The organism is Pseudoalteromonas sp. BSi20652 (assembly GCF_000239855.1).
In the GTDB taxonomy this organism is placed as follows: domain Bacteria; phylum Pseudomonadota; class Gammaproteobacteria; order Enterobacterales; family Alteromonadaceae; genus Pseudoalteromonas.
The window spans coordinates 1-1820 of record NZ_BADT01000051.1 but is presented as its reverse complement, the minus strand read 5'-3'; the positions used below and the strand labels follow the sequence as shown (position 1 = coordinate 1820).

The 1820-nt window shown below is 43.3% G+C and carries 2 protein-coding genes; both read right to left on the bottom strand.

Annotation, left to right across the window (positions count from 1 at the left end; genetic code table 11):
• Nucleotides 1-20: 20 nt before the first annotated feature.
• The gene (locus tag P20652_RS13520) at nucleotides 21-1553 is read right to left on the bottom strand and encodes an IS66 family transposase (RefSeq protein ID WP_008166784.1); all 1533 of its coding nucleotides are present in this window, start codon (nucleotides 1551-1553) and stop codon (nucleotides 21-23) included.
• An 86-nt stretch (nucleotides 1554-1639) separates the two neighbouring features.
• Nucleotides 1640-1820, bottom strand: a 181-nt coding sequence (gene tnpB, locus P20652_RS13525; protein ID WP_033017183.1) for an IS66 family insertion sequence element accessory protein TnpB, incomplete at its 5' end; no start/stop codon positions are given.

Here is a 1820-nt window from a genome sequence, read left to right as displayed (position 1 = left end):
AAGCGTCTAGCTAACGACACCTAGCCTTTCTTAATGTTCCAAGGTAACAGCGCCTCAAGGTTATCAGGCTGCTCAGCTAGGTGCTGTAAGCAACTAGAGATATAATCATGCACCACAAGGTCATTTGCCTTTGCCGTTTCAACAAGGCTATAAAGTATCGCACTGGCATGTGCACCCTTGCTGGTATTTGAGAACAACCAGTTTTTTCGCCCTATCACGAAGGGTTTTATGGCACGCTCTGCGCGGTTGTTATCTATTTTAAGTCTGCCATCATCAAGGTACCGCCGGAATTTTTCAAATTGATTTATCGCGTAGTTAATAGCTTTACCTAGCATCATTTTGGGCGGGATTTTATCTTTGTGTTTGAGCAACCATTGGTATAACTCGTCAACAATAGGTTTGGCTTTTTGTTGTCTAACAGTGTACTTCTCTGTGGCTGGCTTATCTTTGATGGCTTGCTCAATACCGTAGAGCTTACCAATGAGGTTGAGCGCTACATCCGCTTTGCCTGTTTTCTTATTATTGCCTTTCGCTTCGATGAATTTACGACGCATATGAGCAAGGCATGCAACCAGTGTTGCCTGAGTTTGCTCATAGGCCTTGTAACCATCAACGTGCATGTAGCCTTGGTAACCATCAAGAAAATCAACCGCACATTGGCCCGCACGGCTGTTATGATAATCGAACAGGACAATATTAGTGCTTTTACCCGGTTTATCATCACCGCAACAATACAGCCACATATAGCTTGTCGCTTTATCTGCGTTGATGACGTTTAACGGGGTTTCATCGCCATGGATAACTGCTTGCGATAACAACACCTCTTTTAAGCGTTGATACAGGGGTGACAACAATTGTGCACAACGTAGCATCCAGCTCGACATGGTTTGCCTGCTTAATTCTATACCAATATCGCCTAACATTTTTTCTTGGCGATAAAGCGGTAAGCCAAACTGGTATTTACACGTGATTATTTGACTCAGCAAGCTGGCCGTTGCGATACTTTTTGGAATCGGTGATGCGGGCATCGGGGCGGATTTCACCACACAATCAATACCTTCTTGCTCACAGTGACGGCATGTATATTTCGGGCGAATCGTTTTAATCACTTTGATATGCGCTGGCACAAACTCTAATGCTTCACTGCTGCTTTCACCCATTTTATGTAAGGTGCTTTGACAGCAATCACATACTTTTTCATCCTCATTGAGGTCAACAATCACGTCTACTCGTGGTAATTGCGCCGGCAGTGGGCGGCGTTTCGGTTTGGCTTTTTCTTTCTTTATTGAAGGCGATGTGGCCAATTGCGATTTATCATACTCATCAAGCGTTTCTTCTGCTTCATTGAATACTTCACCCGCCCCCGGCATTTTTTCTGATTTTTTAGCGTACTCTTTGGCAAGTTTCGCATTATAAGCTTGCAGCAATTCGTGAATTTGCGCATCCTTTTTAGCTAACTCTTCATCTTTTTTAGCGACGACATGTTGCAACTCAAGCAGCATGCGCTTGAGTTGTTCTGGGTCATCAGGAAGTGAGTGTGCATCAAGTTTCATCCCTGCAATTTAACAAAGTTTTATGCACTTTTCTCGTTTGCAGGGCAAATAAAAACGGATGTGTGGCAATGATCGTTTACTGTTAATTAGATCATAGATTGATACTGCAATTCTTCATGGCCAAGCACATCATATCCCGACAACAACCAATCCAGTTGCCCAGAGCTGAGTTCAAATTCTTGCAAAGTGGCTTTATTTGGCCATTTGAACTTTTGTTTTTCGAGTCGCTTATACCACAAAGCAAACCCTGTTTTATCCCAGTACACT